Annotated in this window: 25 protein-coding genes; 5 read left to right on the top strand and 20 right to left on the bottom strand. The window is 39.0% G+C overall.

Features of this window, described 5'->3' with window-relative positions:
- Window positions 1–24 precede the first annotated feature (24 nt).
- The 4 genes from secA to AB1I62_RS08395 all read right to left on the bottom strand — a co-directional run bounded on the left by secA (window position 25) and on the right by AB1I62_RS08395 (window position 5,500).
- Window positions 25–2,562: a preprotein translocase subunit SecA gene (secA, locus tag AB1I62_RS08380; RefSeq protein WP_002381826.1), complete on the bottom strand. Its 2,538-nt coding sequence runs from the start codon at window positions 2,560–2,562 to the stop codon at window positions 25–27.
- A gap of 255 nt (window positions 2,563–2,817) precedes the next feature.
- Window positions 2,818–3,369, bottom strand: a complete 552-nt coding sequence (gene raiA / locus AB1I62_RS08385; protein WP_002357293.1) for a ribosome-associated translation inhibitor RaiA — start codon at window positions 3,367–3,369, stop codon at window positions 2,818–2,820.
- Between the two features lie 138 nt (window positions 3,370–3,507).
- Window positions 3,508–4,194 carry a ComF family protein gene (locus AB1I62_RS08390; RefSeq protein ID WP_104859639.1) on the bottom strand — a complete coding sequence of 229 codons (687 nt, stop codon included), beginning with the start codon at window positions 4,192–4,194 and terminating at the stop codon, window positions 3,508–3,510.
- Window positions 4,184–5,500, bottom strand: a complete 1,317-nt coding sequence (locus AB1I62_RS08395; RefSeq protein WP_010824707.1) for a DEAD/DEAH box helicase — start codon at window positions 5,498–5,500, stop codon at window positions 4,184–4,186. The genes AB1I62_RS08390 and AB1I62_RS08395 overlap by 11 nt, the downstream gene beginning before the upstream one ends.
- A 272-nt stretch (window positions 5,501–5,772) precedes the next feature.
- Between AB1I62_RS08395 and AB1I62_RS08400 the strand changes: the two genes are divergently transcribed.
- Entirely contained in the window at window positions 5,773–6,489 is a 717-nt protein-coding gene (locus AB1I62_RS08400; protein WP_010710290.1) for an AAA family ATPase, read from the top strand.
- Between the two features lie 336 nt (window positions 6,490–6,825).
- Here AB1I62_RS08400 and AB1I62_RS08405 read toward each other — a convergent pair whose 3' ends face one another.
- Together AB1I62_RS08405 and AB1I62_RS08410 are read right to left on the bottom strand one after the other, a co-directional pair.
- Complete coding sequence (locus AB1I62_RS08405) at window positions 6,826–7,161, bottom strand: PTS sugar transporter subunit IIB (protein WP_002360150.1); 336 nt, start codon at window positions 7,159–7,161, stop codon at window positions 6,826–6,828.
- Window positions 7,162–7,281: 120 nt separating this feature from the next.
- The gene (locus tag AB1I62_RS08410) at window positions 7,282–7,569 is read right to left on the bottom strand and encodes a hypothetical protein (protein WP_002357286.1); all 288 of its coding nucleotides are present in this window, start codon (window positions 7,567–7,569) and stop codon (window positions 7,282–7,284) included.
- 142 nt (window positions 7,570–7,711) lie between these two features.
- Here AB1I62_RS08410 and AB1I62_RS08415 point away from each other — a divergent pair, with 142 nt between their 5' ends.
- The 4 genes from AB1I62_RS08415 (at window position 7,712) to AB1I62_RS08430 (ending at window position 10,112) form a co-directional block, all read left to right on the top strand.
- Complete coding sequence (locus tag AB1I62_RS08415) at window positions 7,712–8,374, top strand: YigZ family protein (protein WP_048737064.1); 663 nt, start codon at window positions 7,712–7,714, stop codon at window positions 8,372–8,374.
- Window positions 8,364–8,597, top strand: a complete 234-nt coding sequence (locus tag AB1I62_RS08420) for a DUF2829 domain-containing protein (RefSeq protein WP_002357284.1) — start codon at window positions 8,364–8,366, stop codon at window positions 8,595–8,597. Before AB1I62_RS08415 ends, AB1I62_RS08420 begins: the two co-directional genes overlap by 11 nt.
- 62 nt (window positions 8,598–8,659) lie before the next feature.
- Window positions 8,660–9,445 carry a 3-oxoacyl-ACP reductase gene (locus AB1I62_RS08425; RefSeq protein WP_048737066.1) on the top strand — a complete coding sequence of 262 codons (786 nt, stop codon included), beginning with the start codon at window positions 8,660–8,662 and terminating at the stop codon, window positions 9,443–9,445.
- A gap of 145 nt (window positions 9,446–9,590) precedes the next feature.
- The gene (locus AB1I62_RS08430; protein ID WP_002385866.1) at window positions 9,591–10,112 is read left to right on the top strand and encodes a QueT transporter family protein; all 522 of its coding nucleotides are present in this window, start codon (window positions 9,591–9,593) and stop codon (window positions 10,110–10,112) included.
- Window positions 10,113–10,151: 39 nt separating this feature from the next.
- On the opposite strand, the gene AB1I62_RS08435 is transcribed toward AB1I62_RS08430, so the two are convergent.
- From AB1I62_RS08435 to AB1I62_RS08500, 14 genes are all read right to left on the bottom strand, one after another.
- Window positions 10,152–10,886, bottom strand: coding sequence for a TIM44-like domain-containing protein (locus AB1I62_RS08435; protein ID WP_082153256.1), 735 nt, complete (start codon window positions 10,884–10,886; stop codon window positions 10,152–10,154).
- A 20-nt stretch (window positions 10,887–10,906) separates the two neighbouring features.
- The gene (locus tag AB1I62_RS08440) at window positions 10,907–11,236 is read right to left on the bottom strand and encodes a DUF1648 domain-containing protein (RefSeq protein WP_048737068.1); all 330 of its coding nucleotides are present in this window, start codon (window positions 11,234–11,236) and stop codon (window positions 10,907–10,909) included.
- Between the two features lie 128 nt (window positions 11,237–11,364).
- Window positions 11,365–12,612 carry a phosphoribosylamine--glycine ligase gene (purD, locus tag AB1I62_RS08445; RefSeq protein ID WP_048737069.1) on the bottom strand — a complete coding sequence of 416 codons (1,248 nt, stop codon included), beginning with the start codon at window positions 12,610–12,612 and terminating at the stop codon, window positions 11,365–11,367.
- A gap of 18 nt (window positions 12,613–12,630) precedes the next feature.
- Window positions 12,631–14,172 carry a bifunctional phosphoribosylaminoimidazolecarboxamide formyltransferase/IMP cyclohydrolase gene (gene purH / locus AB1I62_RS08450; RefSeq protein WP_048737070.1) on the bottom strand — a complete coding sequence of 514 codons (1,542 nt, stop codon included), beginning with the start codon at window positions 14,170–14,172 and terminating at the stop codon, window positions 12,631–12,633.
- The gene (gene purN / locus AB1I62_RS08455) at window positions 14,169–14,741 is read right to left on the bottom strand and encodes a phosphoribosylglycinamide formyltransferase (protein ID WP_002360141.1); all 573 of its coding nucleotides are present in this window, start codon (window positions 14,739–14,741) and stop codon (window positions 14,169–14,171) included. The genes purH and purN overlap by 4 nt, the downstream gene beginning before the upstream one ends.
- Window positions 14,738–15,769 carry a phosphoribosylformylglycinamidine cyclo-ligase gene (purM, locus tag AB1I62_RS08460; protein WP_048737074.1) on the bottom strand — a complete coding sequence of 344 codons (1,032 nt, stop codon included), beginning with the start codon at window positions 15,767–15,769 and terminating at the stop codon, window positions 14,738–14,740. Before purM ends, purN begins: the two co-directional genes overlap by 4 nt.
- Before the next feature lies 1 nt (window position 15,770).
- Window positions 15,771–17,210: an amidophosphoribosyltransferase gene (gene purF, locus AB1I62_RS08465; RefSeq protein WP_010824715.1), complete on the bottom strand. Its 1,440-nt coding sequence runs from the start codon at window positions 17,208–17,210 to the stop codon at window positions 15,771–15,773.
- Window positions 17,186–19,405, bottom strand: a complete 2,220-nt coding sequence (gene purL, locus AB1I62_RS08470) for a phosphoribosylformylglycinamidine synthase subunit PurL (protein ID WP_104874900.1) — start codon at window positions 19,403–19,405, stop codon at window positions 17,186–17,188. The genes purF and purL overlap by 25 nt, the downstream gene beginning before the upstream one ends.
- On the bottom strand, window positions 19,402–20,076 hold the full coding sequence (purQ, locus tag AB1I62_RS08475; RefSeq protein WP_104874901.1) for a phosphoribosylformylglycinamidine synthase subunit PurQ: 675 nt from the start codon (window positions 20,074–20,076) through the stop codon (window positions 19,402–19,404). Before purQ ends, purL begins: the two co-directional genes overlap by 4 nt.
- Window positions 20,077–20,328 (bottom strand): phosphoribosylformylglycinamidine synthase subunit PurS, encoded by a 252-nt coding sequence (gene purS, locus AB1I62_RS08480; protein ID WP_002357271.1) that lies wholly within the window; start codon window positions 20,326–20,328, stop codon window positions 20,077–20,079.
- Between the two features lie 13 nt (window positions 20,329–20,341).
- Window positions 20,342–21,055 carry a phosphoribosylaminoimidazolesuccinocarboxamide synthase gene (purC, locus tag AB1I62_RS08485; protein WP_002361953.1) on the bottom strand — a complete coding sequence of 238 codons (714 nt, stop codon included), beginning with the start codon at window positions 21,053–21,055 and terminating at the stop codon, window positions 20,342–20,344.
- 151 nt (window positions 21,056–21,206) lie between these two features.
- Window positions 21,207–22,331, bottom strand: a complete 1,125-nt coding sequence (gene purK, locus AB1I62_RS08490) for a 5-(carboxyamino)imidazole ribonucleotide synthase (RefSeq protein ID WP_048737080.1) — start codon at window positions 22,329–22,331, stop codon at window positions 21,207–21,209.
- Complete coding sequence (gene purE, locus AB1I62_RS08495) at window positions 22,324–22,812, bottom strand: 5-(carboxyamino)imidazole ribonucleotide mutase (RefSeq protein WP_002365766.1); 489 nt, start codon at window positions 22,810–22,812, stop codon at window positions 22,324–22,326. Before purE ends, purK begins: the two co-directional genes overlap by 8 nt.
- Window positions 22,813–22,984: 172 nt before the next feature.
- Entirely contained in the window at window positions 22,985–23,851 is an 867-nt protein-coding gene (locus AB1I62_RS08500) for an SPFH domain-containing protein (RefSeq protein ID WP_002357267.1), read from the bottom strand.
- Window positions 23,852–23,903: the final 52 nt, after the last annotated feature.

The raw sequence follows: 23,903 nt of genomic DNA on the forward strand, positions 1-23,903 counted from the left end.
CCCCACCCTGCGTTTTTTCTTTAATTAAGCGTTTCTTCCATGACAATTTTTGAATTTTTTGCCACTTCCGCATGGGCATAAATCATTACGGCCCACTTTTTTATCTACACGCACAGGTTGACGCTTCGCACTTGTGTTGCTTTGTGCAGCTGCATCTTGTTCTGTTTCTGGATGTTCCGCTTGTCCTTGAGCTACTTGCTCACGTTGGACATTTTGGCGAATTTCCGATTTCATGAATAAACGTGTTACTTCATATTCGATTGAACCCACCATATTGTTATACATAGAATAACCTTCTGTTTGATATTCTACTAATGGGTTGTTTTGACCGTACGCACGTAAGCCGACAGATTGGCGTAATTGATCCATTGCATCAATGTGATCTGTCCATTTAGTATCGACAACACGCAAGATGACTACTTTTTCAAATTCTAGCAATTGTTCTTGACCATTCAATTGTTGAGATTTTTCTTCAAATACTTCTTGCGCACGTGCCACTAAGTAGTCTTTGATTTCTTCAGCTGATTTATTTTCTAAATCTTTTTTAGAAATCGTATCTTCATGGACAAGTGTTGAGGCTGCAAAATCGACAATCCCATCTAAATTCCATTCTTCTTTTTCTAGTTGTGTATGGCTATCCACCACTCGGCCAATCGTCCGTTTTACCATGCCCATCAATACATCAGACAAGTCATTTTCTTCCATAATTACTTCTTGTCGTTGCGCATAAATAACTTCACGTTGCTCGCGCATCACGTCATCGTATTGTAAGACATTTTTACGTGTGTCATAGTTATTTCCTTCCACACGTTTTTGAGCAGACTCTACTTGGCGAGTAAACATTTTACTTTGAATAACTGCATCTTCTTCTTGCACATTCATTCGTTCTAAGAATGTTTTAATTCGTTCTGAACCAAAGCGTTTCATTAAGTCATCTTCTAAAGATAAATAAAATTGTGAAACCCCTGGATCCCCTTGACGTCCTGCACGTCCACGCAACTGATTATCAATACGACGTGACTCATGACGTTCTGTCCCGATAACTGCTAGACCACCTAGTTCAAGTACACCTAAACCAAGTTTAATATCCGTTCCACGACCAGCCATATTTGTTGCAATTGTAACTGCGCCTTTTTGACCAGCGTTCATAATGATTTCGGCTTCTTTAAAGTGATTTTTCGCATTTAATACTTCATGAGGAATTTTAGCTGCGTTTAATTTATCAGAAAGTAATTCTGACGTTTCTACCGCAACAGTCCCCACCAACACTGGTTGTCCTTTGTGGTAACGTTCTTTAATATCTTCCACCACTGCATTAAATTTACTTTCTAAGGTTGGATAAAGTAAATCTGGACGATCGTCACGGATAATTGGACGATTGGTTGGAATTTGAATGACTTGAATATTGTAAATTTCACGGAATTCTTCTTCCTCTGTTTTAGCAGTACCAGTCATCCCGGCTAGTTTTTTGTACATCCGGAAGTAGTTTTGGAACGTAATCGTCGCCATTGTTTTTGTTTCATCTTCAATTTCGACGCCTTCTTTTGCTTCAATCGCTTGATGCAAGCCATCAGAATAACGACGACCATCCATGATACGACCAGTAAATTGGTCAACAATTAAGACTTTATTGTCTTGAACCACGTAATCAATGTCTAGTAACATGATATAGTTTGCCCGTAACGCTTGATCTAAATGGTGCGTTAATGCTGTATTTTCAATATCGTAAAGGTTATCCAATCCAAAAGTTTGTTCCGCTTTTTCAATCCCTGCTTCTGTTAAACCAATTGTTTTAGACTGAATATCAATTTTGTAATCTTCATCCTCTTTTAAGCGTTTGACAAAATTATCGGCACGCGTATAGAGTGCTGTCGATTTTTCAGCTTGTCCAGAAATAATTAATGGGGTTCTTGCTTCATCAATTAAGATTGAATCCACTTCATCGACAATTGCATAGTTTAATGGACGTTGAACCATTTGGCTGCGATAAACAACCATGTTATCACGCAAATAGTCAAATCCTAATTCGTTATTTGTACTATAAGTGATATCACAGTTATACGCTTCACGTTTTTCATCAGAAGATTTAGAGTTAATGTTTAAGCCAACGCTTAAGCCTAAGAAATTATATAATTCTCCCATTTCGTTAGAGTCGCGGGTTGCTAAGTATTCATTAACTGTAACAACGTGTACTCCTTCGCCAGATAGTGCATTCAAGTATACAGGCATTGTGGCAGTCAAGGTTTTCCCTTCACCTGTTCTCATTTCAGGAATGTTCCCGTCATGAAGCACAATCCCACCCATTAATTGGACACGGTATGGGAATAAACCTAGTACACGTTTAGCAGCTTCACGGACAACCGCAAACGCTTCTGGTAATAGTTCGTCTAAGGTTTCCCCTTTTTGATAACGGGCTTTAAATTCATCTGTTTTTTCACGTAATTGTTCATCGCTTAGTTGTTCCATTGCACTTGCATGTGCATCAATTTTATCGGCGATTTTTTCTAATCGTCTTAATTCTTTTTTATCGTTTTCAATCATTTTTTTCAAAAAATTTGCCATTGGTATCTGTGTTCCTTTCAATTACCTCTTTTTATTTTTGTATCCTTTTTGTACAAGAAGCACAATCTATCCGTTTTATTTTATCATTACTTGACGAGAAAGAAAACCATTTCTCTCTATTTTACAGACATTTTCCTTTAAAAGAGGAACTTTTAAAGTTATTTTATGTATTTCTTTATTTTTTCTTTACTCCGTGCTTTAAAGATGTTTAAAGAGCTGAAATGCACGAAGGCATTTCAGCTCTTATTTTAAGCTTTAGTCTGTTTCAATCAAGCCATATTTGCCATCTTTACGACGGTAAACAATGCTTGTTCCATTTGTTTCAGCATCTTCAAAAATGAAGAAGTTGTGTCCTAACATGTTCATTTGTAAAACAGCTTCTTCACTGTCCATCGGTTTTAATGATAGACGTTTTGTACGAACGATGTCTAATTCTGAAGGTGTTTCTTCTGTTTCTTCACCAACTAAGAAGACAGCGGCTTTTGTATTGTTACGTCCTGTTTCACGAGATTTTCTGTTGATTTTTGTTTTAAATTTACGAATTTGTCGTTCTAATTTATCGACAACCAAATCAATACTTGCGTATAAATCAGGTGACGTTTCTTCAGCTCGTAAAACTAGATAAGGAAGAGGAATAGTAACCTCGACTTTGGCTGTTTTTTCAGTGTACACTTTCAAATTCACGTGAACCGTTGCTTCAGGTGAATCGCTGAAATATCTTTCTAATTTACCGACTTTTTTCTCAACATAGTCTCGAATCGCTTCGGTTACCTCGATATTTTCTCCACGTACATTATATCTAAACATAACAATTACCCCTTTCATCTACCAGTAAAGAAAAGATTAAAGGACCACTCTTTAATTCCCTTCTTCTTAATTTCATTATATCGAATAATCTGGGTTTTGCCAACAAAATAGTCATCAAATTTATGAATTCTTTTCTTTTTACCGCGCGAGAGTAAACGTATTCAAACTTTTAGGATAACAGTCATTGATAACAGCAGCTGCGTGGAAAAGAGTTCGTCCAGTGGTATAGATGTCATCCACCAAAATAATAGAACAATTTTTTAATTTTTTTTGGTTTTCTTTTTGGATGTCAAATGGTTGTTGCAACTGCATCCTTTCCTTTCTAGTTTTCTTAGATTGCGGAACATTTTCCTCTTTTCTAATTAAAAAAGGGCTGTACGGAACATCAGCCGCTTCTAGTAAGCCAATTACTTGGTTGAAGCCTCGTTCTTGCATTCGTTTTTCGGATAAGGGCACCGGAATAATATAGTCCGCAGATTGTTGCTGAAAGTAAAAGTTGATTTCCTCGTTAAAACACATTCTTAAGCGATAGTCTCCTTGAAATTTATAGCGTTCCATCCACTCTTGCATTCCTTCATCATAATGAAACAACGCTGCATTATGAAAAGAATACTCTGGATAAAGCAGCTGCCACCTTTGACAATCAAAACAATAGCGCTCTTGGCTGACGCGACTACAGCCAAAACAAGTGCCTGTCATTGGCAGTTTCTGGAACTTTGCTTGGCAGTGCTGGCAAAGTGAAGGCCTCGCCCATTTTTTAAAACGTAAGAGCATTTTTAATGTTATCTCCAAACGAATGGGGCTTGCGCAATTTTTACAATCCATCTAACATCCCTCGTTTGCTAGCCAAGCGATTCATTTGCTTTATTTGCCGAATTGCCTCTTTCATGTCTCTTGTTTCCCCATCATGTAAAAATAAAACTTCGCCGTAATTGAATTCTTGTCTTCGATCGACTCGGCCCGCAATTTGGACAAGTGTTGAAGAAGTGAAGACTCGATGATTGGCACCATAAACAATAACTGAGACTGCATCAAAAGTCACACCACGTTCTAAAATGGTTGTAGTGATCAAAATATCCGTTTTCTGCTGACGCATTGCTTGAACTTTTTCTAGGCGAAGCTCATCACTACCATAAACGGCGACAACTTCTTTGTCGGAAAATCGCTCAGCTATTAATGGATGCAATTGGTGAATTAATGGAATATTTGGGCAAAATAGTAAAACTGAATTACGCACCAATAAACGTTTCAAATGATGTGCAATGATTTTAATATTTTTGCTAGAAAGACGTTGCCACGACTGAACCCAAAATCGGCGTGGCACAGGCAATGGCCTACGATGATATCTTGCTGGCAAAATACTGGCTGCTAACTTCTTTTGCTGTAAAAGCTTCCGTAATTCTTTCGTAGGGGTTGCTGTTAAGTACACCAAACTACTTCTTTTTTTTCGTGCGTTACGCACTCCATAATAAAGATGCTCGTTATTAACAAAAGGAAAAGAGTCGACTTCATCAACGATAAGTAAATCAAATGCTTGATGGAATTTCAATAATTGATGGGTGGTGCAAATCACTAGTTTCGTATAACGATACGGTTCTTGACTGTTTCCATGAAGTAAAGCAATTGCTTCATGAGGAAAAACCGCTTGGATTCTGGGAAACAGTTCTAAGCAAACATCGACACGCGGCGAAGCCAGCGCAATCCGCCCCCCTTCTTGTAAGGTTTGGTGCAAAACAGCAAATAACATTTCTGTTTTGCCTGCACCTGTAACTGCCCACACTAAGCGATTCTCTCTTGCTTTTGCTGTCTCACAAAGTTCAACCGAGATCGCTTGCTGTCCCTTTGTTAATTGTCCAGACCACTCAAAAAAGACAGTTCTTGGGCTATTGGGCCTTTCTGGTAAATGACAAAATTTTTGACAAGAAGTCACACGGCCTAATTGAATGCACGCATGACAGTAGTATACATTTGTCGCCAGTCTGTTTTCTTTTTTGGATACGACTTCCCCGCACCGCTGACATTGAATTGTTAGGGGTGAACGCTCTAACATTGTTGGTAAATAAACCAGTTTTGTCTGTATTGAAGGTTCTGTTTCTTCAAGAATTATTTTACGTCCATGCAAATCTTCCATGTTAACCACCTCAATTATAAAATACGCATTTCTCTAGCTTTTTTGCGAAAAAGGAGATCTCCCACCGTTATCTTTCTATTCTTATCTAGTCGTTACCTACTAAACAAACTCTTGATACGCTTTATTGTTTACACGAATCTTCTACTTTCGACTTACCTATATGCAGCTTTTTTATAAACAAATTTATCTACCTTTAAAGAAAAATTAATGTTAAAGTATATCTAGTAATTCAAGCTTTAATTTGAAAAGACTAGAAAGGAGCAAGCTTTATCATGGAAAATATTTTTTTAAAAAGACTAGAACTCAAAGCTTTTGAAGAAGATTCTGTTTTTTCAAAAATTGAAGGGCTGAATAAATTTAATTCACTAAATTTTAAAAAACCTATTACTTTTTTTTCAGGTGAAAATGGAACTGGAAAATCCACTTTATTAGAAGCAATCGCAGTCAATTGGGGATTTAATCCTGAAGGCGGTAGTATTAATTTTAATTTCTCTACAAACGATACTCACTTGGATTTACATAATTATTTAACTGTTGGAAAAAGTGTAAAGCGTGCTACGGATGGCTTCTTTTTAAGAGCTGAAAGTTTCTACAATGTTGCTACATATGCAGAAAATATAGACTTAGATTTTTCTGAATATGGCGATAAATCCCTACATCATCAATCACACGGCGAAAGTTTTTTGAATCTGGTGAACCATCGGTTTAGAGGAAATGGTCTGTACCTGTTAGATGAACCTGAAGCGGCTCTCTCACCTCAACGCCAACTAGCCTTAATGATATCTATAAAAAAACTAATTGATGAGGGGTCTCAGTTTATTATTGTCTCTCATTCACCTATATTACTTGCAATGCCTGACTCACAAATTATTTCTTTTGATAAAGATAGTCCTTTAGAAATCACGTATGAAGAAAGTATGCCTTATGAAATAACCTCATTATTTTTAAACAACAAAAACAGAATTCTCTCTCATTTATTTGCTGAATAAGTCTGTTATTCGAATTGCTTATGCCATACTATAATGACTCGTATATAAAAATATTGTTAATCATTCTTTGAATTACTACTTTTTACTACTTTTAGACTACAGAAAAAAGTGTTCATTATTCAGAAAATAGATTGTTAAGTATGTTTTTTTAGTATCTAGATTAAAGTAAAAAATTAAAGACAGTTGTCTTTCTCTAGCTCACAGGACTAATTTCGGCTCTATAATTTATGGAACTGATAAACCAGAATGACTGCTTCAGCTCAATTCTAATTAACTAAAGTCATAAAAAAAGACAAGTTGCTTTTTCGAAGATTCTCGAAAAAACAACTTGTTTTTTTACTCTTTTTTATCTGCTTGTGCTAACAAACCCAAGGCTTGTTCCAGCACTTTTTCCCCGTTCATTAAGCCGTAATCAGACATGCTAATGACATCTGTTGGGATACCTTTTGGTGATAGACGCTTTTCAAAATCACTCTTCATATAACGAACTTGTGGACCTAACAATAACACATCAACTGGATTATTTTCTAAATTCGTTTCTGCTTCCGATGCAGAAGCCGCAAATATATGGGCATCTAAGCCTTGATTAAATGCTGCTTTTTGCATTTTTGTAACAAGTAAACTAGTACTCATTCCTGCGGAGCAAACTAACATAATTGTTTTTTTTGACATTTTAACAGCCCCTTTTACCATTGCCTTTTTCAATTTTCAACATTATCTATTAAAAATATTATAGTGTAAAGTTAATTTTTGTCAATCATTCTTGTTTTTTAAAGCGGATACAACCTTGGTTTAAACGTACCATGCTGATTTCAGTAATTTATTAAATACCACATATTCTTTTTCCAAATTCACTTGAACTACTTGGTAACTCGCATTCAACCAACCATAAGCGCCCTTTTCTGGATGCTTATAATCGTTCGCCCACCAATCGACATCTGTCTTAGCAGTTTTTGGTAAACCAGAATGAGGGAATAACAATTCATCAAACTGGGTAAAGGTCAAGGTAACTTGGGAACCGCCATTCGTTTTCAAATAATGAGTAATTGTATCATATTTTTTCTGTCGTGTATGTACCATTTTCCAGCGCCTCCCTTTTCTCTATCATACCTTATTATAACGTTTTTTTCCAAAAAATCTCACAAAAAAGATGAGAGAAAAAGTTGCTATTCAGTTGATTCTTTTTTATACTGACTTTATTACGAGAGAAAAGGATGCCCATATGTTAGAAAGCTATATTACAGTCAAACAAGATGGTTTCAGCGAGATTGAAATCAAGAAATCGCGGTTTATCTGTTCTGTAAAGCGCGTAACATCAGAAGAAGAAGCAAAAGCCTTTATCGCCGCAATAAAAAAAGAACATTGGAAAGCCAATCATAATTGTAGTGCTTTTGTGATCGGCGAAAAAAATGACATTCAGCGGAGCAGCGATGACGGCGAACCTAGTGGTACTGCTGGTGTTCCAATGCTGGAAGTCTTAAAGAAAAAAGAGTTAATCAATGTAGTGGCTGTTGTCACTCGTTATTTTGGCGGAATAAAATTAGGCACTGGTGGTTTAATCCGAGCATATAGTCATGCTCTTTCCAACACTTTAGATGAAATTGGTTTAGTCATTGGCAAATTGCAACAAGAACTATTGATTACGATCGCCTATCCTTTATTAGGAAAAGCCCAAGCCTTTTTGGAACATAGTCCCTACACGCTTAAAGAAACTATTTACACAGAGTCTATTCAGTTAATTTGTTTAGTAGATGAACAAGCAACAGAAACATTTATAGCTGAAATGACGGATCTACTTAACGGTCAGTTGACAATTGAAAAAGGTGCAACAAGCTATCATGAACTACCATTTAACGAAAAAGGAGCACAATCAAATGACATTTGAAGAAGTATTGCCACAGATTAAAGCAGGAAAAAAAGCCGTACGTAAAGGCTGGAGCGGTTTTGAACTTTTTATTGAATTACGTGATGAAATTGGCACCTCCGAAGGTGAATTTTTACAAGTTACCCCGTATTTTTTAATCAAAACTTCTGATGAAGGCTACAGCATGTTTTCACCAACACCTTGTGATGTCTTAGCAGAAGATTGGGTGATTGTTGAAGCATAATTATACACATAAGGTCTGGCAGATTACGGCGATTGCTCGTTCTTCCAGACCTTAATTTTTAAATGTTTAAAGGAGTTTTTCTTATGCCAAAAGAATTTGAAACAAAACGGGTGCTTGTAACCGGTGCAGCTTCAGGGATTGGCCAAGCACAAGCAATTGCCTTTGCTGAGCAAGGTGCTGAAGTTATTGGCATCGACCTAGACGAAACGGGGTTAAAACAGACAGCCGCACTGGTTAACCCAGATTCTACTAAGCCATTTACTTATTTTGTCGGTGATGTGTCTTCTCCCTCATTTGTGCAAGCCACGATGAAACAAATTGTGAAAAACAACGGCCAAATTGATATTTTATTAAATACGGCAGGTATTTTAGATGATTATCGTCCTTCTCTAGAAACTTCGGAAGCTTTATGGGATCAAATTTTAGCAACCAATTTAAAAAGTGTCTTTTTAGTGACCAATGCTCTATTACCTTATTTCCTCCAACAAAAAAAAGGAGTAATCGTTAATATGGCATCTATCGCTGGCTTAGTAGCTGGGGGCGGCGGCGCAGCGTACACTGCCTCCAAACACGCAATCATCGGGTATACAAAACAACTTTCCTACGATTATGCCAAATTAGGCATTCGAGCAAATGCGATTGCGCCAGGTGCCATCCAAACACCCATGAACGCAGCTGATTTTGCAGGAGAAGGTGAAATGGCTACTTGGGTAGCAAGTGAAACACCTGCGGGCCGTTGGGCACAGCCACAAGAGGTAGCAAAACTTTCATTATTTCTAGCTAGTGATGACGCTGATTATATCCATGGCACAGTTATGACCATTGATGGTGGTTGGACCATGAAATAAAAAGACTTTACAGAGTGTCTGTTCTTCAGTAACATGTAACACAGTGAGGCAACTCACACCATAACACTTCAGTTGGCTTTACTGCCCTTCCTTTGGTTATGGTTATCACTAAAACACGTCGTTGTTTTATAAAGGAGAATCTTAAATGAATCATTCATCAAATCCACAAACCAGTACGTGGTCAGCTACGGCGTTGGCTAAAATGGCGCTGGTTACCGCTTTGTATGTTGTTGTCACTGTACTTCTCGCTCCGCTTAGTTTTGGTCCGATACAGCTTCGTCTTGCCGAATTATTTAATTATTTAGGCGTTTTTAACAAGCGATATATCTGGTCCATTACGTTAGGGGTTGCGATTGCCAACACCGCTTCGCCTCTTGGTATCATCGATATAGTCATCGGTAGCGCTGGAACGTGCGCAGTCTTATGGATTGCCTATTTTGCGACAAAAAATCAGCAAAATTTATTGATTAAACTAATGCTGACGGCCATTCTTTTTGCTTTGTCCATGTTCACTGTCGCCGGACCCTTAACGTTCTTTTATCAGTTACCTTTTTGGTACACATGGTTGACCGTTGGACTTGGTGAACTTCTTTCAATGACGGTCGGCGGCATCCTGATTTACGTATTAAATAAAAAAATACAGCTTGTAAAACGCATCGAAGAATAAAAAAGCGCTTGGGGTTTAAACCCCAAGCGCTTTTTAGCACTATCCTTTAGGTTGAATGAAGTCTGCTTGCCATTTTCCAAGAGATGGATTGTAATCAAAATACCAAAGTTGTGAAAAATATTGTTTTTGATGCTTGTATCCCGATAAAACACGACCGCTTTGAGTATCTTCCTCGTAGTCAATACAAGAAAAATGAAGCATCAGTGAAAAACTGGTTTCACTAATAGGATGATAATTCGAAGCTGGCGCTACTTTCACTTTTTTCACATGATTTCTGATGCCCGCTTGTTGATTTGCTTGTAATACTGCAAGATGTTTTTGATAAAGTTTTTCTGTATAGTTATCTTTGACTACAGACAAGTTTTCTTGATCCCACGCTTGTTGTATTTCTAAAAACGTTTGTTGTATTTCTTTTAAGAGTGCCTTTTTTTCTTTTGATGTTCCAGGTAATGCTGCCCACATTTCTTGAAAAGCTCCTTCATCGACTGGTTGATTTCTGCGGCGTCTTTGCCAAATCATCGCGCCCCCAAAAAGAACAAAAAACACTGTTGAAATTAAGCCTTCCAGTGGCGTTGTGTTGCTGGTCCCGGTCTCGTTATGATGAACATAACTTCTTGATCCATCACCGCTTGGCGAAAAACCATTCGAGGGATTACCTCCGCTAGGACTTTCTACACGTCCACCGCCATAGCCACCAGCTACAGCCTCCGCTTGATTAGGCCATAAACAAAAGGCCATGGCACAACCCACAAAAACTAAAATTAACTTTCTCATTTTCTCACCTTTCGACCCCTTCAAACCAACAAATGAATAAATAGACGCAGAATACTAAACAAAGCGCCAAGATTAACAATGATTAAGAACACCTTCAGCCACCTACCATATGGTTGTACTGATTGATAACTTCGTTGATAAATACTCAAGCCAAACAGGACCACTGGCCACATAAATATACTATATCTTGGGCCAAACGAATTACCCTTGCCCAAAAAATTCACATGAATGGGCACACGAGCTGGTAAATCAGGATATACCACCGCACTTAATAATAGTAAACTGACTGCTAAAATACTTGTAACAATAAATAACCGCTGACTAACTTTTTCAATCTGCTTCTCTCTCATTATTTTAGCTTTCTCCTCTAGTTTAATGATGGATATACTTTCAGTTTATGCCTCCCTATCTGAATTTGCAATAAAAAAAAGACAAGGAAACATTCGATTAAATGTCCTTGCCTCTGTTTTTGAAAATCCTAAATCAAGCCTTTCACACCTATATCTTTTCGGTAGTACATTCCAGGAAATGAGTAATTATCCAATGTTTGATAAACTTTTTTGCGGGCTTCTTCAAGAGTCGAAGCAGTTGCTTCTGCTAAAAAGATTCGTCCGCCAGCCGAAACCAGAGCCTGTTCTGAACGAGTTACCCCTGCATAATAGATGGTTTCACCAGACATTTCAGGCAATGGTAGATTTGTCTTGTATTGATTAGGATAGCCTTCTGCTGCTACAACAACACCAACACTCGCTAACTCATTCCATACAATCGTTGGTTGCTCTTTCGCCAGCAATGAAGAAATTATTTCTGAAAGGGGACTCTCTAAACGTGCCAACACAACTTGTGTTTCTGGATCCCCAAATCGAGCATTAAATTCAATAACCTTGGGGCCAGTTGCTGTTTGGATTAAACCAGCATATAAAATCCCTTGAAACGGACGTTTTTCAGCCACCATTCCTTTAGCAGTCGGTTTCAGGACTTGACTAATGGCTTGCTGAACCGCTTCTTCTGGGATCTGAGGCACTGGTGTATAAGCGCCCATCCCCCCTGTATTCGGCCCAGCATCCCCATCGAAAATCCGCTTATGATCTTGAGCAATCACCATCGGATATACCTTCTCATTAGAAACAAAAGCCATTAAGGAAAATTCTTCTCCTTGCAAAAATTCTTCGATTACAACCGTTTGACCGCTTGCTCCAAATTGTTGGTCCTCCATCATCGCAACTAGCGCCCGTTTTGCGGCTGTTTTTGTTTCGGCAACTACTACTCCTTTTCCAGCTGCCAAACCATCTGCCTTAATAACAATTGGTACTCCTTGCTGTTCAATATATTCTAAGGCAGGTGCCAAACGTTGAAAGACCCGATATGCTGCCGTTGGAATCTGATATTTTTGCATAAAATCTTTCGCAAAACTTTTTGAACCTTCAATTATTGCAGCTGCTTTTGTCGGGCCAAAAATCAGTAATCCCGCTGCTTGAAAGGCATCTACAATACCTTCAATTAATGGCGTTTCCGGTCCGACGAATGTCCAATCAATCTGATTATCCTTCGCAAATTGAATTAGTTCCGTTTGCTGCTCTTCACTGATAGGTACAGTCCGAATATTATCACCACTCATACCAGGATTACCTGGTGCACAATAAACAGTCTTGACTTTATTTTCTTGCTGTAATTTTTTGGCGATTGCATGTTCACGACCACCACGCCCAATCACTAATATATTCATCGGTTTCTCCTTTAAAAATTAATGTTTGAAATGACGAGTCCCAGTAAAAATCATCGCAATACCATAATGATTCGCTAGATCAATTGATGCTTGATCTTTAATGCTCCCGCCTGGCTGAATAATTGCTTGAATGCCATGTTGTGCAGCATATTCCACGCTATCTGCCATGGGGAAAAAGGCATCACTTGCTAAGACGGCCCCTTGTAATTTTCCAGCTGCTTGGGCTTGATCAACTGCAATTTTTACTGAACCAATTCGATTCATTTGACCAGCGCCAATCCCCACCGTTTGGCTTTCATTGGCTAAAACAATAGCGTTTGATTTTACATGCTTGACTGCTTTCCAAGCAAAGTTCAAGGCGTCTCTTTCGGCTGGTGTGGGTTGGCGCTCTGTAACAACTTGCCATGCTTGGTCATTTTCAACAACTGTATCCTGTTCTTGAATTAATAACCCACCCATAACAGAAACTAATTCCTTCGCTTTTTTTTCTTGAGCATGAAAATCTAACGTTAACAAACGAAGATTCTTTTTCTGAGATAACAGGGCCAGAGCTTCTTCCTCAAAACTAGGCGCAATAATTATCTCTAAAAAGATTTGATGCATTTCAGCCGCAGTCGCTTGGTCCACTGGACGATTCAAAACAACAATGCCACCAAAAATTGAAACTGGATCTGCTTCAAATGCCTGACGATAGGCTGCCAAAATCGTTTTTCCTGTTCCTATTCCACATGGGTTCATATGTTTAACAGCGACGACCGTAGGTTCTGTAAACTCGCTAGCAATCCGGAGCGCTGCATCAGCATCTCGAATATTGTTATATGACAGTTCTTTGCCATGAAGTTGTCGAGCGGAAGCAACGGATAATGATACAGGTACAACGGATTGATAAAAGGTGGCCTGTTGATGGCTATTTTCGCCATAGCGCAATGTTTGCTTACGTTCATAAGTAAGCGTCTGTTTCTCTGGTTCAGTTTCACCCACTTGCGTCGTTAAATAGTCAGCGATAAGCGCGTCATAAGCAGCGGTATGACGAAAGACTTTTGCTGCTAATCTTTTTCTAGTGGCTAACTGGCTAGTTCCAGTGCTGCTAATTTCACTTAATACCTGTTCATAATCACTAGGATCAACCACTGCTGTTACGTCTTGATAATTTTTTGCCGCTGAACGTAACATGCTAGGACCGCCAATATCAATCATTTCAATCGCTTCTGCTTCAGAGATCGCTGGTTTTAAAATTGTTTCTTTAAATGGATAAAGATTCACTACTACAAGGTCAATAAATTGAATGCCTTGTTCAGTCAGTGCTTTTTGATGCGTTTGGTTTCCCCTTTTTGCCAAAAGTCCGCCATGGATATTCGGATGTAACGTTTTGACACGGCCATCTAACATTTCTGGAAAGCCAGTGATGTCGTCAATAGCAAGTGTCGGTACCCCCGCTTCTTCCAAGACAGTCCTTGTTCCCCCAGTGGAGATAATTTCAAAGCCATTTGCAACTAAGCCTGCTGCAAATGTTATCACTCCTGTTTTGTCTGAAACGCTAATCAATGCTCTTTTGGTCATTTCATTGTCTCCTTTACAATTTGTGAAATTATTTTTGGGTACCATTCGTGCTCAAGAGCATGAATTTTCTCTGCTAATGTGTCCAATGTATCTTCAGTATCAATCTTGGTTGTTGTTTGAAAAATAATCGGTCCTGTATCAACCCCAGAGTCAACATAATGGATAGTGATTCCTGTTATTTTCACTCCATAATGAAATGCCTCTTCAATTCCGTGAAGACCTGGAAAACTAGGTAACAGAGAAGGATGAATATTGACGATTCTCTTTGGATAAGCCTCCAGTAAAGTCTTGCCGATAATTCTCAAATAACCAGCTAACACGATTAAATCGATCTGATGCTCTTTTAAATGTTTCAATACTTGTTCTTCATACTGCCCACGAGATGGAAAATCAGATGGTGAAAAGCAAACAACGGGAATCTTGCGTTTTTGGGCACGGGTCAATACATAGGCTTCAGGCTGGTCACAAAAGACTAAGCTCAACTGCCCTGCAATTTTTTTCTGGGAAAAAGCTGCAGCAATCGCCTCAAAATTGCTACCATTGCCAGATGCAAAAACAGCTATCTTCATAAGGCTTCCTTAAAAATAACGGCTTTCGTTTTCCTAGGTACCAAACGACCAATTTCAAAAGCTTCTGGCAAAAGCTCCTGAACTTTTTCAACATGCTCTGGACTCACCGCTAAAATCATCCCTAAGCCCATATTGAAAATTTCATACATTTCTTCAGATGGAATTTCACCATATTTTTGAAGCAATTTAAAAATTGGTAGCACTGGCCAACTATTTAATTGAATCTCTGCAGCTAATGAAGAAGAAAACATTCTTGGTAGATTTTCTAAAAACCCGCCGCCAGTAATATGCGCAGCCCCATGCACGAGTCCTGCTTTTAACAATGGCAATAATTCCTTCACATAAATTTTTGTTGGTGTTAATAATTCTTCCCCTAACGTTTTGGGTGCCAATTCTGGAAGCTTGTCCGTTGTTTTAAACGAATGTTTCTTAAAAAAAACATTTCTTACTAAAGAGTAACCATTAGAATGAAGACCACTTGAAGGAAGACCAATCAAGAAATCGCCTTCTTTTACGTTACTTGGAGTCAAGAGTTGACTTTTCTCAGCAATACCCACGGCAAAACCAGCCACGTCATAAGCATCTGCTTCATACATATCAGGCATTTCAGCTGTTTCGCCCCCAATTAAGGCTGCATTCGCCTCACAACAGCCAGCCGCAACACCCGCAACAATTGCTTCAACTTTAGCTGGATTAACGGTCCCTAACGCTAAATAATCTAAAAAATATAACGGTTCGGCGCCTTGTGCGACGACATCATTGACACACATTGCTACACAATCAATTCCGATTGTCTCGTGTCTCTGTTCTTCAATTGCCAAGAGTAACTTTGTGCCTACGCCATCCGTTCCTGATACCAAAACTGGTTCTTTAAGCTTGTAACTGCTTAAATCAAAACAACCACCAAAACCACCAAGCATGCCCAACGTTCCCGTCCGTTGTGTCTTTTGGCTATGCTTTTGAATTCGTTCCACTACTTCGTATCCTGCCTCAACATTTACGCCAGCTTTTGAATAGGCATTTTCCATGTCAATTCCTCCTAGTTTCTTTTTTCAAGGATGCTTGATATTGTTCTTCATAATCATACAAAGGCGTTGGATAGTCTCCATTAAAGTAAGCCATACACAGCCCAGAATAAGGAGCATCATAATTTAATTGAATCCCATCAATCAGCCCTGCTTCACTCAAAAAAGCCAGCGAATCTGCGCCAATCTGCTCTTTGATTTCTTCAATTGAATAGTTTGCCGCAATTAGTTCGTCCCGCGTCTGTATATCAATGCCATAAAAACACGGATATTTTAATGGTGGTGAAGCAATTCTGACATGAACTTCTTGCGCTTCTGCTTCTTTTAATAAATGAATAATGCGTCGAATAGTGGTCCCGCGAACAATCGAATCATCTACTAAAATGACTTTTTTTCCTTTGACCACGCCACGAACTGCCGATAGTTTCATACGGACACCTTGTTCTCTTAATTCTTGTGTCGGCTGGATGAATGTTCGAGCGACATATTGATTTTTTACTAAACCTAGTTCGTAAGGAATCCGTGCTTCTTCTGCATAGCCGCTAGCTGCAGACAATGACGAGTTTGGTACCCCAATTACCATATCAGCTGCGACTGGACTTTCGATTGCCAAGTTCTTCCCCATTCTTTTACGAGCTGTATGCACATTAACTCCAGCAATATTTGAATCTGGTCGTGCAAAATAAATATATTCCATTGCGCAAATCGCCGGTTGGACTTCCGTAGTGAAAACCTCTATTTTCAAGCCTTCATCAGAAATGATGACTACTTCACCAGGCGCCACATCTTGAATAAAGCGAGCCCCAACTGTTTCTAATGCACACGTTTCGGATGCGACAACGTACGCCCCATTGTTCATTTGTCCGATGGAGAGAGGGCGAAAGCCGTTGGGATCCAGTGCAGCAATCATCATCGTTTCTGTTAATAAAAGATAAGCAAAGCCACCCTTAACCAAATTCAAGCTCTCTTTTAATTTATCGAGAAACGAGGCAGCAGTGCTTTTTCGAATCAAGTGCATTAAAATTTCAGTGTCTGAATTGGAATGAAAAATAGCTCCTTCTCTTTCTAGTTGTTTTCGTAAACGCTTGGCATTTGTCAAATTGCCATTGTGTGCTAACCCAATTTGACTATCATAAAATTTAAATAAAAATGGCTGAATATTATCCACGCTACCCGTACCAGCGGTTGCATAGCGTACATGACCAATAGCCGCCGTTCCTTCTAACGCATTCAGTTGTTCTTGCTTTTGAAATACTTCTGCTAATAAACCTAAATCACGGTGGCCATCTAATTTCCCAGAATTGTTCGCCACAATTCCCGCGCCTTCTTGGCCTCGATGCTGCAAGCTGTGTAAGCCAAAATAAGTCACTTGTGCCGCATCAGGATGACCCCAAATACCAAAAATACCACACTCTTCATTTAAGCTTTTTGCTTCATAAGACATGGAATCGCATCCTCCCATAAGGCTTTGGCTTCTTTTGTTGAACAATTGATCACATCATCTAACGCATGAATGATCAAACCAGTTTCAGTCACTTTCCCAATATGTTGAGCTTTTCTTCCGATAAGTGTTTCAAATGCTTCTTGATGCTGGGAACTAACTGAAAGAATAAAACGGGATTGCGTCTCCGCAAATAGATATTCTTTTTTTAATGGCAGTGTCACCTGTAACCCCAGTTCGTTAGCAAAAGCCGACTCGGCTAAAGCAACGGCAACGCCACCTTCAGCGCAATCATGCGCGCTAGCAACTAGGCCTGCTTGAATTGCTTTTAAAACTAATTCTTGGTTTGCTTTTTCCTCTTTTAAATCAAATGAGCGTAATTGCCCTTCAATTCGACCCAGTTGCATTTTTTGAATTTCTGAGCCGTTAAAATCTTCGTGGGTTTCACCGATGAGATAAATTAAGTCATCAACTTGTTTAAACGCTTGTGTGGTAATTTGTGAAACATCTTCAATCACTCCCACCATACCAATCATCGGCGTAGGGTAAATGGCTTGACCATCTGTTTCATTGTAAAGAGAGACGTTCCCTGAAATCACGGGTGTTCCTAGCTGACGGCAGGCGGCGGCGATTCCATCCGCCGACGTCCATAATTCCCAAAAACTTTCTGGTTTATCTGGGGAACCATAATTCAAGCAATCAGTGATAGCCAAAGGTTGTGCTCCACTTGCTACAATATTACGGGCTGCTTCTGCAACCGCAATTTGCCCACCAATTTCAGGATTTAAATACAAATAACGGCTATTACAATCTGTCGTCATCGCTAAGGCTTTATTGGTGCCCCGCACTCTTAAAACAGCTGCATCACTTCCTGGTTGCACCACTGTATTCGTTTGTACTTGACTATCATAGGTTTCGTAAACTGATTTTTTCGATGCAATCGTTGGCTGTTGCAATAGGCGTTTTAATAATTCCGTACTATTCGTAATTTCTGGAATGAAGGGCGCTAATTTTTTAAAAGCACGCATCCGCTCTGGTTCTTGATAGGCTTTCTGGTAGACAGGGGCTTCTTCTGCCAAAGCATCTACTGGTACATCTGCGACTATTTTGCCACCGTGAAAGACACGATACTGTCCATCATCTGTTACGGAGCCAATCGCTACCGCTTCTAAGTCATACGTTTGAAACAATTCACAAACTTGCTGTTCTGCTCCTTTTTCCACACAGATTAACATCCGTTCTTGGGACTCAGACAAGAGCATTTCATAGGGGCTCATCTGCGTCTCTCTCTGTGGAACTTTATCTAGCTCTAGAATCAAGCCTGAACCTGCTTTTGATGCCATTTCAGCACTTGAAGAAACCAAGCCAGCCGCCCCCATATCTTGGATGCCGATTAAAATATCTTGATGATTTTTGATTAAATCAAGACAAGCTTCCAATAATAATTTTTCCATAAACGGATCACCTACTTGTACCGCAGATCGTTGCTGTTCTTCACCTTCACTAAATTCTTCTGAAGCAAAGGTCGCACCATGAATTCCATCTCGTCCTGTTTTCGCACCTACGTAAAGAATGCTATTTCCGACGCCTTTTGCTTGGCCTTTTTGAATTTCATCATGACGAATCAATCCCACACACATAGCATTAACAAGTGGGTTTCCTTGATAACATGGCTCAAAAGCAATTTCGCCGCCAACGGTTGGAATACCAATACAATTTCCATAACCGCTAATCCCCGCCACAACTTCTTGAAACAAATAACGTGTTCGTGCATCCGTCAGTTCGCCAAATCTTAGCGAATCCAGTAAAGCAATCGGCCGCGCCCCCATACTGAAAATATCGCGAATAATTCCACCAACGCCTGTAGCTGCTCCTTCGTAAGGTTCTACTGCAGAAGGATGATTATGGCTCTCTGCTTTAAAAACAACAGCTAATCCGTCACCAATATCGACAATCCCAGCTCCTTCACCAGGGCCTTGAAGCACTTGTGGCCCTTCCGTCGGAAACTTTTTTAAAACGGGCTTGGAATTTTTGTAAGAGCAATGTTCACTCCACATCACGGAAAATAAGCCAGTTTCTGTATAATTAGGTTCTCTTTGTAAAATGGTCTCAATCTGATGATATTCTTCATCTGTTAGTCCCCATTCTGCATACAACCGTGTCTCCTTGATTTCTTTTGGTGTTGGTTCATTCATCATTGGCTTAATTCCTTTCCAAAGTTTTTAATGATTGAAGCAAAAAAGCTGCGTCCATCTGTTGAACCTAACAATTCTTCCATCGCTCGTTCCGGATGAGGCATCATTCCTAGAACATTGCCCTGTTCATTACAAATACCAGCAATATTCTCAAGACTACCGTTCACCTTTTCTTGATACGTAAAAACAATTTGGTTCTTTTCTTTCAGCTCTTGCAACGTTTTTTCATCACAATAGTAATTCCCTTCGCCATGTGCTACTGGTAAATGTATCGAAACATTTTCAGGATACTCGCTTGTAAACTTTGTGTGCGTATTCACTTTCAATGGGACACTTTTACAAATAAAACGAAGCGAATCATTTCTTAGCAACGTGCCAGGAAGTAAGCCAATTTCTGTTAAAATTTGAAAGCCATTACAAGTACCAAAAACCATTTTGCCTTCTGTAGCAAAGCGAATCACCTCATTGATAATTGGCGAAAACCGAGCAATTGCACCACAACGTAAGTAATCGCCATAAGAAAAACCACCAGGCAACAATACGCCATCAAATTTTGCTAAAGAAGTGGCATCGTGTCGGACAAATTCTGCATCGACGCCCATCACCTCTTTGACAGCCCACAATAAGTCTGCATCACAATTGGATCCTGGAAAAACAATCACTGCCAATTTCATTTAAATTTCCTCCAAAGATAAAATTTCAAAACGATAGGATTCCATATTTACATTGGCTAATAGTTGATCACAAATTTGTTCAATTTTCTCTTCAATTGCTTCTGTCTGCTGGACGTGCATTTCAAAATACTTACCGACACGGATTTCGGCTACTTCTGTAAAACCAAGCCGATGGACTGCTTCCTTAACCGCTTCACCTTGGGGATCCAAAATTGATTCTTTATACGTAACATAGACTTTGACAAAATACATACGCGCTTCCTCCTCAATTAGCTGTTAGTAAACGTTGTAAAACTTCTTCATATACAGGAACTATTTCTCCTAATTCACGGCGATAAACATCTTTATCCAGATGTTCGTTTGTGTTTAAATCCCATAGACGACAGGTGTCTGGAGAAATTTCATCTGCCAGTAACAATTGATTGGCCTTCGTCCGACCAATCTCGATTTTAAAATCGATCAAACAAATATTGAGACGTTGAAAGAGTTGACTAAGCGCCTGATTAATTTGTAAAGCCAATGCTTTAATCTCCACAATTTCAGCAGGAGTGGCTACTTTTAGAAATTGAATATGGTCTTCGTTAATAAAAGGATCATCCAGACGATCTTCTTTGTAATAAAATTCAATAATGGGCGTCACTAATTTAGTGCCCTCTTCAATCGCTAAACGCTTCGAAAAACTTCCTGCCGCATAATTACGTACGACAACTTCCAAAGGAATCATTTCTACGGCCTGAATTAATTGTTCGTGTTCAGATACTTTTTTGATAAAATGATTGGGAATCTTCTGTTGCTGTAAATATTCAAAAATAAGACTAGTGATTTGATTATTTAAAGCGCCTTTTCCAAGAACTTTGTCTTTTCTTTGACCGTTTAAAGCTGTTGCTTGATCAAGATATTCCACAAAAAGAACCGCAGCATTTTCTGTTTGATACAACTTCTTCGCTTTTCCTGTATACACAAGTGCTTTCTTTTCCATTCTTTCCCTCTTCTCGTTAGCTTCATGAACCCTATTCTTTCTAACTCAGCTGATTTACATCAGTTAAAAACTTACATTAGTTATAAAAAAACAATAATCGTTCGTGTTTGTCGAATGTAAAAATAAAAAACTTGCTTGGAGCAAGCATTTATTAAGTTACGTTCCAAATACCAACAGTCTCAATTTCCTTTAACGTTTCTGATAAGCAAGGTGTTGTAATGGTGACGTGGCCCATTTTTCTGCCAACTTTTGATTCGGCTTTTCCATAGTAATGGACTTGCCAAGTAGGTTTTGACGTGCATAACTGGTAGCTTTTTTCTAAGTGTTCGCCTAGGAGATTCACCATAACCACTGGTTGAAGTAACTGGGGTAACCCAATGCCCCAATTGCTAATTCCTCGAATATGCGCATCAAATTGACTAAATGAGCAAGCTTCAATAGAGTAATGACCTGAGTTATGAGGCCGTGGCGCTAATTCATTGACGTACAACTCTTCTGAATCCGTTAAAAACAGTTCGATAGCTAAAACCCCAGATAAATTTAATTCCTCAGCAATGTGTTGCGCCAATTCCGCTGCTTTTTGTTGCACATTCTCAGAAATTCGAGCGGGCACAATTGATTCATGCAAGATATTCTTTCGATGAATGTTTTCAGATGCAGGAAAGCTTTGGTAACCATGCTTATTCCCTGCAACGATGATTGAAAGTTCTTTAGTGAAAGGCACCCACTTTTCTAATTCACAAGTGGCGTTAGCTAATAATTCAGTCGCTTGGGAGAAATCCTCTTCGCATTTTAAGACGACCTGTCCTTTTCCATCGTATCCACCTTGAATAGTTTTTAAGACACATGGAAAACCAATCTTTTCTGTTGCTTGTGGCAGCTCTTTCTGACTTTTCACTTCCGTAAAAGGGGCAATCTTACAGCCAATCGATTGAAGAAACATTTTTTCAAGCAATCGATTTTGAGTAATTTTTAACAATTCTGTTCCTTGTGGCAGCTTTTCTAGTGGAATGGCCTTTTCTAGAGAGGCCACTTCAATATTTTCAAATTCATAGGTGATCACATCGCATAACTCTGCTAGTTCAGTTAAAGCAGATATCTGATCAAAGGCTGCCACAATTTGACGGTCAGCTACTTGACCAGCTGGACTATTGAGCGTTGGGTCCAACACAATCATTTGGAAACCCATTTTTTTACCACTCATGACTAGCATTCGCCCTAACTGTCCCCCACCTATAATGCCAATAGTTGCTCCGACTTTTAAAGGTTTATTCAAGTTGTTCCCCACTTTCCATAACCGCTTTTTCCAATGATTGTCGTCTTGCTTGGATTCTTTCTGCTAACTGTAAATCATCAATACTTAGTATTTCTGCAGCTAATAACCCAGCATTGGTAGCACCTGCTGAGCCAATCGCAGTTGTTGCTACAGGAACTCCCCCTGGCATCTGCACAATAGACAACAGTGAATCAATACCGTTTAATGTTCGTGTTTTAACTGGAACACCAATGACAGGTAAGGTTGTCTTTGCAGCTACCATCCCTGGTAAATGGGCCGCTCCACCAGCGCCAGCAATAATAACCTTCAATCCTTTTGTTCGTGATTCCTCTGCAAAACGAAACATCAAATCAGGGGTCCTATGTGCTGATATCACTCGTTTTTCATAAGGAATTTTCAACTCTTCTAACACAAGACAAGCAGCTTTCATCGTTGCCCAGTCTGAGGTACTTCCCATAATCACAGCGACTAATGGTTTCATGAATATAATAACTCCTTCCGCCTTTTTTCACTGTTATTCTAACAATGAGAAAAAGAGATGTCAAAGAAAAACCGAAATATTATAAATTAAAATTATATAATGTTCGTGTTTGCCAAAAAAAGAGCCATCGGAAAGATGACTCTTTTTTGCTATTTTTAGCGTTGCTTCCTCTTTAAGAAGAAACGTCGCCTGTATTAATAACTGGTTGTGTGCCCTTATCAGTAATGATTGAGACTAGTAAATTATTAATAAGTTGTACTTTTCGTTCATCGGTAAAATTAATTTCTTGCCCTTCTTCAATCTGTTCTAAGGCCATTTGTGTCATGCTTACCGCACCTTCAACAATTGTTTGTCGGGCCGCTAAGATTGCTTTTGCTTGCTGTCTTTGCAACATGGAGCTAGCTATTTCAGTTGCATAAGCTAAATGATTCAACCGTGTTTCGATAACCTCTACACCAGCCACTGCTAAGCGTTCTTGCAATTCTTTGGTTAACTCCTCGGAAATTTGTTCGGTATTTCCTCGCAGAGTTACATCATTATCTGAAAAAGTGTCATAAGGATATTGTGTTGCTACATGCCGGATTGCCGTTTCGCTTTGAATTTCCACAAAGTCTTGATAATAATCGACATTAAATAACGCCTTAGCTGTATCGACTACCCGAAAAACGATGACCGCAGAGATTTCGATTGGATTCCCGTCAGAGTCATTGACTTTTAATAGAGAACTATTGAAATTTCGTACTTTCAAAGAAATGTTCATTTTTTGCGTAAATGGAATGGTAATAAACAACCCATTTTCTTTAATCGTACCTAAGTAGCGACCAAAAAATAAAATAGCTTTCGCCTGGTTGGGACTAACAATGGTTAAGGAACTTAAAAATAAAATAGCCCCAACTAACAAAATAATACCTAAAACAACAAGAACACCATTGGTATGACTCGCTCCATAAATAAATAAACCAATTCCCGCAATTAAAATAACTAATAAGCTCGCAATTCCTACGTAGCCACTCATATAAAATGTTTTTTTCTCTTCCATCTGTTTCACTCTCCTAACTCATTTATCTGGTCCTTATTATACACCTCATTGC

It is taken from the genome of Enterococcus sp. AN402 (assembly GCF_040719405.1).
In the GTDB taxonomy this organism is placed as follows: Bacteria; Bacillota; Bacilli; order Lactobacillales; family Enterococcaceae; genus Enterococcus; species Enterococcus faecalis.

Bases quoted from the DNA above. Each gene is read 5' to 3' on its own strand.
- secA (WP_002381826.1), bottom strand. From the start codon at position 2,562: ATGGCAAATTTTTTGAAAAAAATGATTGAAAACGATAAAAAAGAATTA.
- raiA (WP_002357293.1), bottom strand. From the start codon at position 3,369: ATGTTTAGATATAATGTACGTGGAGAAAATATCGAGGTAACCGAAGCG.
- AB1I62_RS08390 (WP_104859639.1), bottom strand. From the start codon at position 4,194: ATGGATTGTAAAAATTGCGCAAGCCCCATTCGTTTGGAGATAACATTA.
- AB1I62_RS08395 (WP_010824707.1), bottom strand. From the start codon at position 5,500: ATGGAAGATTTGCATGGACGTAAAATAATTCTTGAAGAAACAGAACCT.
- AB1I62_RS08400 (WP_010710290.1), top strand. From the start codon at position 5,773: ATGGAAAATATTTTTTTAAAAAGACTAGAACTCAAAGCTTTTGAAGAA.
- AB1I62_RS08405 (WP_002360150.1), bottom strand. From the start codon at position 7,161: ATGTCAAAAAAAACAATTATGTTAGTTTGCTCCGCAGGAATGAGTACT.
- AB1I62_RS08410 (WP_002357286.1), bottom strand. From the start codon at position 7,569: ATGGTACATACACGACAGAAAAAATATGATACAATTACTCATTATTTG.
- AB1I62_RS08415 (WP_048737064.1), top strand. From the start codon at position 7,712: ATGTTAGAAAGCTATATTACAGTCAAACAAGATGGTTTCAGCGAGATT.
- AB1I62_RS08420 (WP_002357284.1), top strand. From the start codon at position 8,364: ATGACATTTGAAGAAGTATTGCCACAGATTAAAGCAGGAAAAAAAGCC.
- AB1I62_RS08425 (WP_048737066.1), top strand. From the start codon at position 8,660: ATGTTTAAAGGAGTTTTTCTTATGCCAAAAGAATTTGAAACAAAACGG.
- AB1I62_RS08430 (WP_002385866.1), top strand. From the start codon at position 9,591: ATGAATCATTCATCAAATCCACAAACCAGTACGTGGTCAGCTACGGCG.
- AB1I62_RS08435 (WP_082153256.1), bottom strand. From the start codon at position 10,886: ATGAGAAAGTTAATTTTAGTTTTTGTGGGTTGTGCCATGGCCTTTTGT.
- AB1I62_RS08440 (WP_048737068.1), bottom strand. From the start codon at position 11,236: ATGAGAGAGAAGCAGATTGAAAAAGTTAGTCAGCGGTTATTTATTGTT.
- purD (WP_048737069.1), bottom strand. From the start codon at position 12,612: ATGAATATATTAGTGATTGGGCGTGGTGGTCGTGAACATGCAATCGCC.
- purH (WP_048737070.1), bottom strand. From the start codon at position 14,172: ATGACCAAAAGAGCATTGATTAGCGTTTCAGACAAAACAGGAGTGATA.
- purN (WP_002360141.1), bottom strand. From the start codon at position 14,741: ATGAAGATAGCTGTTTTTGCATCTGGCAATGGTAGCAATTTTGAGGCG.
- purM (WP_048737074.1), bottom strand. From the start codon at position 15,769: ATGGAAAATGCCTATTCAAAAGCTGGCGTAAATGTTGAGGCAGGATAC.
- purF (WP_010824715.1), bottom strand. From the start codon at position 17,210: ATGTCTTATGAAGCAAAAAGCTTAAATGAAGAGTGTGGTATTTTTGGT.
- purL (WP_104874900.1), bottom strand. From the start codon at position 19,405: ATGATGAATGAACCAACACCAAAAGAAATCAAGGAGACACGGTTGTAT.
- purQ (WP_104874901.1), bottom strand. From the start codon at position 20,076: ATGAAATTGGCAGTGATTGTTTTTCCAGGATCCAATTGTGATGCAGAC.
- purS (WP_002357271.1), bottom strand. From the start codon at position 20,328: ATGTATTTTGTCAAAGTCTATGTTACGTATAAAGAATCAATTTTGGAT.
- purC (WP_002361953.1), bottom strand. From the start codon at position 21,055: ATGGAAAAGAAAGCACTTGTGTATACAGGAAAAGCGAAGAAGTTGTAT.
- purE (WP_002365766.1), bottom strand. From the start codon at position 22,812: ATGAAACCATTAGTCGCTGTGATTATGGGAAGTACCTCAGACTGGGCA.
- AB1I62_RS08500 (WP_002357267.1), bottom strand. From the start codon at position 23,851: ATGGAAGAGAAAAAAACATTTTATATGAGTGGCTACGTAGGAATTGCG.